This window comes from Flavobacterium sp. WC2430, assembly GCF_040822075.1.
Taxonomy (GTDB): domain Bacteria; phylum Bacteroidota; class Bacteroidia; order Flavobacteriales; family Flavobacteriaceae; genus Flavobacterium.
Window position 1 is genome coordinate 3,889,798 of the sequence record NZ_CP162007.1, and the last position, 7,176, is coordinate 3,896,973.

Here is a 7,176-nt window from a genome sequence, read left to right on the forward strand (position 1 = left end):
TTATTACTCTAGTTTTTTTTTCAAGACTTGGCCTATTACCTATTTTAATAATTCTTTCTTGAGTCCTTCAAGATCAAAAGAAATCTGTTCTCCTGTTACTAGGTTTTTAAGCGAAAATAAATTGGCTTCTATCTCATTTTTACCTGCAATTACTGCATAAGGGATATTTCGTTTATCAGCATGTTGAAACTGTTTTGCCATTTTTACAGCATCAGGATAGAGTTCTACTTTTACCCCTGAAGCCCTTAATTCTTTAACTGCTTTCATGGCATAAAAAGCTTCTCTATCACCATAATTTATGAAGAGTGCTTTTGTGGTTTCAGTAACTGTTTCTGGAAATAAATTAAGCTCTTCTACAACCAAATAAATTCGGTCCAAACCAAAAGAGATCCCAACACCACTCATATTTTTCAATCCAAAGATTCCAGTCAAATCGTCATAGCGACCACCGCCACCAATAGACCCCATAGCGACTGCCTTTGGGGGAGCAACTTCAAAAATAGCACCCGTATAATAATTAAGTCCGCGCGCCAGAGTTACATCTAGATCAAGAATCGCTGTTGACAATCCAAGGGCCATCACATTATCACAAATAAAACGTAGCTCCTCTACTCCTTTCATTCCTTCTTCAGAAAGTGCTAAAAGCAGGGATAATTTTTCTATTTTCTCCGAAATCGTTCCTGTGAAATTAAACAACGGCTGCACTTTTGCAATAGCGGCTTCGTCAATTCCTTTTTCGATCATTTCCTTTTTTACACCGTCCTCGCCTATTTTGTCTAGTTTATCTAAAGCGACAGTAAAATCGATCAATTTATCCGATGCGCCGATAACCTCAGCAATTCCAGATAATATTTTTCTATTATTGATTTTTACGGTTACTCCTTCTAAACCCAAAGCAGTAAAAACAGTATCGTATAGCTGTACTAATTCTACTTCTTGCCATAAAGACTTAGAACCTACCACATCAGCATCACACTGAAAAAACTCTCTAAAACGTCCTTTTTGTGGACGATCAGCACGCCAAACGGGTTGGATTTGGTACCTTTTAAATGGAAATTCGATCTCATTTTGATGTTGAACTACGTATCTTGCAAAAGGAACTGTTAAATCATAACGCAAGGCTTTCTCTGATATACTTGAGGTCAACTTCGTGCTGTCTTTATTTTCTAAATGAGTAACATTGGCTTTGGCCAAATAATCTCCCGAATTTAATATCTTAAAAATCAAACGATCACCTTCTTCCCCATATTTCCCCATTAAGGTATCTGAGTTTTCAAAAGAAGGCGTTTCGATAGGCTGAAAACCAAATTTCTCGAAATTACTTTTAATAATTTGCATGATATATTGACGTTTTGCCACCTCAGCAGGTGAAAAATCTCTAGTCCCTTTAGGTATACTCGGTTTTGATGCCATTTTTATAATTTATAATTCTTGCTGCAAATATCTTATTTTTAAAATAAATATTCCATCTTCTAAAACAAACTTGTAACAAAAATTGTATTTTCGTGTCAAACTAGTATGATGCTAAATTTATTCAAAGAAAATGTACGGATTGCAATTGGTTCTATTAGAACGCAATTATTGCGTACCACACTAACCGTTTTAATCATTGCAATAGGAATAACAGCTTTAGTTGGGATCCTTACTGTTGTGTCCGCATTAGAAAACACGATCTCCTCAGATTTCGCATCGATGGGAGCCAATACATTCAATATAAATCAATACGAAAACACTACTCGAAGACGAGGAGAAGAACGAGAAATTATTAATCCAATTATTTCGTATCCCGAAGCTGTAGAATTTAAAAATAAATACAAATATCCTTTTACAGAAACTTCATTATCATTTACCGCCACATCAGCAGCTGAAGTAAAATTTGAAGCCACCAAAACTGACCCTGAAATTTCTGTTGTGGGTGTAGACGAACATTTTATTACAAACTCTGGTTTAGAAACTAAACTGGGACGAAATTTTAATGGTTTTGATATTTCTAATAATACGTATTCTTGTATTGTAGGTTCTGATTTTGAAAAAGGATTATTAAAAGACGTAAACCCAATTGATAAAATAATTTCCATTCGAGGTGCCCGTTTCAAGGTAATTGGAGTACTAAAAGAAAAAGGATCCACCTTTGGCAATAGCCAAGATTTAAGAGTTTTAATTCCTATTCAAGTGGCGCGGTCCTTATTTACAGCTCCTAATATCAATTATACAATGAGCATTATGGTTTCTAAGAAAGAACTTCTAGATCAAGCCATTGATAACGCTACGAGCACTATGCGAAGAGTTCGAAAATTGAGCCCTTTAAAAGACAATAATTTTGGAGTAGTACGCTCTGACGATTTAATAAATAGAATTCTAGGAATTACAAAATATTTAGGATTAGCTTCTTGGTTAATTGGAATTATAACCATCCTAGGTTCGTCAATTGCTTTGATGAACATCATGATTGTTTCGGTAACGGAGCGTACAAGGGAAATTGGAGTTCGAAAAGCATTAGGTGCCAAAAAAAGCACCGTGGCTTTTCAGTTTTTTATAGAAACGCTACTTATTGGTCAATTAGGAGGATTAATGGGAATTATTTTCGGAATTCTGATTGGTTACGGAATAGCAACTGCGATGAGTTTTGCGTTTGTAATTCCATGGGGAGCCATTTTTGCAGCTTTTTTAACCAGTTTCATTGTGGCAATTATATCTGGTTTATATCCAGCTATAAAAGCATCTACACTTGATCCTATTGAGGCTTTACGTTACGAGTAAATAGAAGCTTAAGATACTATATCCTTAAGTCAAACTACTTTTGGTCATTCTATCATTTCCGTAAATATCTTTACGCAATTCAATATTTTTAAAAGTCATTTCTTGCAGTAAATCAATCATTTCTTTTCCTAGATATTGATTGATTTCAAAAAACAATAAGCCGTTTTGAGTTAGGTTTTTCAACGCTAATTCTGCTATTTTTTTATAAAAAATCAAAGCATCTGTATCATCTACAAAAAGAGCCAAATGGGGCTCGTTGTCCAAAACATTCTTTTTAATTTCGGCTTTTTCTAAATTCCGGACATAAGGAGGATTCGAAACAATAATATCAAACTGCTGCCCTAAATCTTCGGTTTCAAGAATATTTTGATGAATAAAGGTGACGTCGACTTTGTTTTCAATTGCATTTTTTTTGGCTGTAGCCAAAGCTTTTTCCGAGACATCGATAGCAAAAACCTGAGCATTAGGAATATTTTTTGCTAATGAAATCGCAATACAACCGCTCCCAGTTCCAATATCCAGAATTCTTACTTTTTGACTTTCAACTTTTGAGTTTTGAGTTTCAATAATCCATTCTACCAATTCTTCGGTTTCTGCTCTTGGGATTAATACATTTTCATTAACTATAAAATCCAATCCATAAAAACTCGTTTTTCCTAATAAGTATTGAACTGGAATTTCAAGTTTCAGTTGTTCCAAAAAGGAATTCCAAACCAAAATTTCTTCATTTGTGAAAACTAAATCAGGCTGCAAAGCCAAATCAATTCTTTTTAATTGGTTTTTATCTTCTAATATTAAATAGAAAAAACTCTCAGCCTCATCTTCTCCATGAATTGGAGTAAGTGCTTGAATAAATTGATCACGGTATTGTTTAATTTTCATTTTTTTATTGCTTTATGAATTTAAAAATTCACAATTCATAACTTATAATTTTTTCAACATCCAAACCGGACAAGAAGTATGACCTGTGCATCCCATAGGAGAATCTATGTATTCAAAACCTACTTTTTTATACAGTTTTTGAGCGCCAAGCATATAAGGCATCGTTTCAAGATAACAGCTTTCAAATCCAAAATCTTTAGCACTTTGCAAACAAGTAGCCATCATTTGGCTCCCGATTCCCAAACCACGAGTTTCAGGTAAAAAATACATTTTTTGCAATTCGCAAATAGTCTCCGCTTCATTTTCAAGTGGTGCTACTCCTGCAGCTCCTACTACTCTTCCTTCGTTTTCAACTACAAAATACGCTGATCTAGGCTTACTGTATTCTTCATACATTAAATCTAAATAAGGGTCGGCATATGCTGTTCCTACTTTTGGAATATTCAATTCATCAAAAACAGAACGAATTAATTTCGCAACGCTTTGATTATCTCTTTTTTCAATTTTTCTAATGATCCAGTTTTTCATCATGATTAAATGCTACTATTTGAAAGACAAAAATAGAAATACTTTATTGTTATTTACTGAAGTTTTAAAACTAAATCATAAACTCAAAAATAACTACTTTTGCATAGTGAAGAAAAATGAAACATACATCAAGCGCTGCATCGAATTAGCCAAAAACGGACTAGGAACTACCTATCCTAACCCTTTAGTGGGAAGTGTTATTGTTTATGACGGCAAAATTATTGGAGAAGGCTGGCACAAAAAAGCGGGTGAACCCCATGCTGAAGTAAATGCTATAAATTCCGTAAATGACAAATCCTTATTACAAAAAGCGACCATTTATGTGAGCTTGGAACCTTGCAGTCATTTTGGAAAAACGCCTCCATGTTGTGATTTAATTATCCAAAATAAAATTCCAAATGTTGTTATTGGAACTGTTGACCCAAATGAAAAAGTGGCAGGAAATGGAATCAAAAAATTAATTGAAGCAGGAATACATGTCACTGTTGGCATACTCGAAGACGAATGCAACGAGTTAAACAAACGCTTTTTTACTTTTCATCAAAAGAAAAGACCTTACATAATTTTAAAATGGGCAGAAACTCAAGATGGTTTTATTGCACCGAAAGAAAAAACAGAAAAAAGACCCGTTTGGATAACCAATACCTATTCTAGACAACTCGTCCATAAATGGCGAACTGAGGAGCAAGCTATACTTGTAGGCACACAAACTGTGATGGATGACAATCCAAAACTAGATGCTCGCGATTGGAATGGTCAAAACCCTATTAGGATCATTATCGACCAAAACAATCGAATCCCTAAAAACAGACATGTACTTGACAACCAAGTTAAAACTATAATTTTATGTAAATCCACATCAAATGTTGACAAAGAAAACTGTATCTTTGAAGTAATTGATTTTGAGCAAAACATAGCTCATCAAATCGCAAATGTATTATTTCGACACCAAATTCAATCTGTAATTATAGAAGGCGGTAGACAAACTTTACAAACATTCATTGATGAAAACCTTTGGGATGAAGCAAGAATATTCGTAAGCAACGTCTCTTTTTTATCAGGAACAAAAGCCCCTGCTTTAGAAAAAAATCAGATCGAAAAGCATTCGATTGGTACTGATGAACTTATAATTTACAAAAACCATGATTAATACTATCATTTTTGATTTTGGGGATATTTTTATAAATCTAGATAAGCAAGCCACTAGTGATGCCTTAAAAAAATTAGGATTAAAAGAATGGAATGAAGATCTAGATAAATTAAATATTGCATTTGAAAAAGGAGAAATTTCTAGAGAAAATTTTTTGATTGGAATTCAAAAACACATTCCTAATGCAAGTATAGATGAAATATTAAAAGCTTGGAATGCCGTACTATTAGACTTTCCATTGTATCGTTTGGAATTCCTTCAAATGCTTTCAAAAAAATACCGTTTATTTTTATTGAGCAATACGGATGCCATTCATATTAAAAAATTTGAACATAAAAGCGGAATATCATTTTACAGTGATTTTTACCAATGTTTTGAAAAAGTATATTTTTCATTCGAAATTGGTATGAGAAAACCAGACAATAGCATTTATAATTACATTTTGAATAAACATGAATTGCAACCCAAAAGAACCTTGTTTGTTGATGACAAAAAAGAAAATACAGATGCCGCCCTTTCACTTGGGCTAAATGTTTGGAATTTACAAGTGGGACAAGAAGATGTAGTTGATCTATTTACCAAAAATATAATTTAAGAATCCCTTTTGAAAAACAAAGATACTTACAATACCATTGAAGCTCCAACGGAAGAAATTTTATTCAAAGAGAAAAACAGTAAATTTTTTGGTTATGCTTTTCCGATACAATTAGAAGAGGAAGTAAAACCAATAATTGATACCCTTAGAAAAAAACATCCAAATGCAGGTCATTTTTGTTACGCTTACCAATTAGGAACCGAAAATGTATCCTACAGAGCTAACGATGACGGAGAACCTAGTAATTCGGCTGGAATGCCTATTTATGGACAAATACAATCCTTTGATGTAACAAATACATTGATTGTTGTGGTTCGAATTTTTGGAGGAACAAAATTAGGAGTAGGAGGTTTAATCTCAGCTTATAAAACAACCGCACAGATTACACTTGAAAATTGTATGATAATTGAAAAAACGATTGATATTCATTATCTAATTTCATTCGATTATAAAAACATGAATAAAGTCATGCGAGTAATTAAAGAAAAAAAGCTTGATATTGTTTCTCAAGAAATGGAACTAAATGAAGAAACTGGATTACCAATTGGAACAATTGAAATAAAAACACGTAAAAAAAATGCCGAAACAATTTTCGACATTTTTAATTCGTTATATGAAATAGATATTAAAATTAAGGAATAATTATAATACAATTCTAATAATTTTAAATTCGTAATAACTTCTCTTTTACATAGTCTGGTGGAAGTGTGGGGCGAGTCGTTTTCATATCAACAAAAACCAAAACTGAGCTCGCAATTGTTAATAACTCCATTTTTTCATTATATATCTCATAGTCAAATTCTATCTTAACGGAAGTCTGACTTTTAAAAATAGTTTTAACAGTTAAGAGATCATCATATCGGGCTGGTTTTTTGTAATTTATATTCAAAGATACCACAGGAAGCATTATGCCATTTTCTTCCATCCATTTATACGAAACCCCAAGATTTCTTAGCCATTCCACGCGTCCCATCTCAAAATACTGCGCGTAATTACCATGATAAACAACCCCCATTTGGTCCGTTTCTGAGTATCTAACCCGTACTGTAAATTCGTGTACTTTCATTATGAATTTTATTATTTTAACATTATTATTTTAACATTCAATACCTACTTACAACAATATTTCTTCAAAATCAACCCCTAATTATTTTTTTTTACAGAAATTTGTTCACATATTTGTTACCCCGAAAAATATCATCTTTTTTGATAATATTTAATAAGACAACGATTACTAAATAAAATAATTTACATAGAATTT

General features: G+C 32.8%; 8 protein-coding genes. 4 read left to right on the forward strand and 4 right to left on the reverse strand.

Translation table 11 applies throughout. The features are described from left to right. Positions 1-39 precede the first annotated feature (39 nt). On the reverse strand, positions 40-1,413 hold the full coding sequence (hisS, locus tag AB3G36_RS16925) for a histidine--tRNA ligase (protein WP_367754762.1): 1,374 nt from the start codon (positions 1,411-1,413) through the stop codon (positions 40-42). Between the two features lie 105 nt (positions 1,414-1,518). On the opposite strand from hisS, the gene AB3G36_RS16930 reads away from it, so the two are divergent. Further along, positions 1,519-2,760, forward strand: a complete 1,242-nt coding sequence (locus AB3G36_RS16930) for an ABC transporter permease (protein WP_367754764.1) — start codon at positions 1,519-1,521, stop codon at positions 2,758-2,760. 24 nt (positions 2,761-2,784) lie between these two features. On the opposite strand, the gene prmC is transcribed toward AB3G36_RS16930, so the two are convergent. Beyond that, complete coding sequence (gene prmC, locus AB3G36_RS16935) at positions 2,785-3,642, reverse strand: peptide chain release factor N(5)-glutamine methyltransferase (protein WP_367754766.1); 858 nt, start codon at positions 3,640-3,642, stop codon at positions 2,785-2,787. Positions 3,643-3,684: 42 nt separating this feature from the next. Next, positions 3,685-4,170: a GNAT family N-acetyltransferase gene (locus tag AB3G36_RS16940; RefSeq protein ID WP_367757965.1), complete on the reverse strand. Its 486-nt coding sequence runs from the start codon at positions 4,168-4,170 to the stop codon at positions 3,685-3,687. Between the two features lie 106 nt (positions 4,171-4,276). Between AB3G36_RS16940 and ribD the strand changes: the two genes are divergently transcribed. From ribD to AB3G36_RS16955, 3 genes are read left to right on the forward strand one after another with little or no spacing between them, the layout of a single operon-like run. Next, on the forward strand, positions 4,277-5,320 hold the full coding sequence (gene ribD, locus AB3G36_RS16945) for a bifunctional diaminohydroxyphosphoribosylaminopyrimidine deaminase/5-amino-6-(5-phosphoribosylamino)uracil reductase RibD (RefSeq protein WP_367757967.1): 1,044 nt from the start codon (positions 4,277-4,279) through the stop codon (positions 5,318-5,320). Then, positions 5,313-5,915: an HAD family hydrolase gene (locus AB3G36_RS16950; protein ID WP_367754768.1), complete on the forward strand. Its 603-nt coding sequence runs from the start codon at positions 5,313-5,315 to the stop codon at positions 5,913-5,915. The genes ribD and AB3G36_RS16950 overlap by 8 nt, the downstream gene beginning before the upstream one ends. A 9-nt stretch (positions 5,916-5,924) precedes the next feature. Then, positions 5,925-6,557, forward strand: a complete 633-nt coding sequence (locus AB3G36_RS16955) for a YigZ family protein (protein WP_367754770.1) — start codon at positions 5,925-5,927, stop codon at positions 6,555-6,557. 22 nt (positions 6,558-6,579) lie between these two features. On the opposite strand, the gene AB3G36_RS16960 is transcribed toward AB3G36_RS16955, so the two are convergent. Beyond that, complete coding sequence (locus AB3G36_RS16960; RefSeq protein WP_367754772.1) at positions 6,580-6,981, reverse strand: acyl-CoA thioesterase; 402 nt, start codon at positions 6,979-6,981, stop codon at positions 6,580-6,582. Between the last annotated feature and the right edge of the window lie 195 nt (positions 6,982-7,176).

Excerpts from the sequence above, each read along its gene's own strand:
- AB3G36_RS16940 (WP_367757965.1), bottom strand. The coding sequence starts at position 4,170 with ATGAAAAACTGGATCATTAGAAAAATTGAAAAAAGAGATAATCAAAGC.
- AB3G36_RS16930 (WP_367754764.1), top strand. The coding sequence starts at position 1,519 with ATGATGCTAAATTTATTCAAAGAAAATGTACGGATTGCAATTGGTTCT.
- AB3G36_RS16950 (WP_367754768.1), top strand. The coding sequence starts at position 5,313 with ATGATTAATACTATCATTTTTGATTTTGGGGATATTTTTATAAATCTA.
- hisS (WP_367754762.1), bottom strand. The coding sequence starts at position 1,413 with ATGGCATCAAAACCGAGTATACCTAAAGGGACTAGAGATTTTTCACCT.
- prmC (WP_367754766.1), bottom strand. The coding sequence starts at position 3,642 with ATGAAAATTAAACAATACCGTGATCAATTTATTCAAGCACTTACTCCA.
- AB3G36_RS16960 (WP_367754772.1), bottom strand. The coding sequence starts at position 6,981 with ATGAAAGTACACGAATTTACAGTACGGGTTAGATACTCAGAAACGGAC.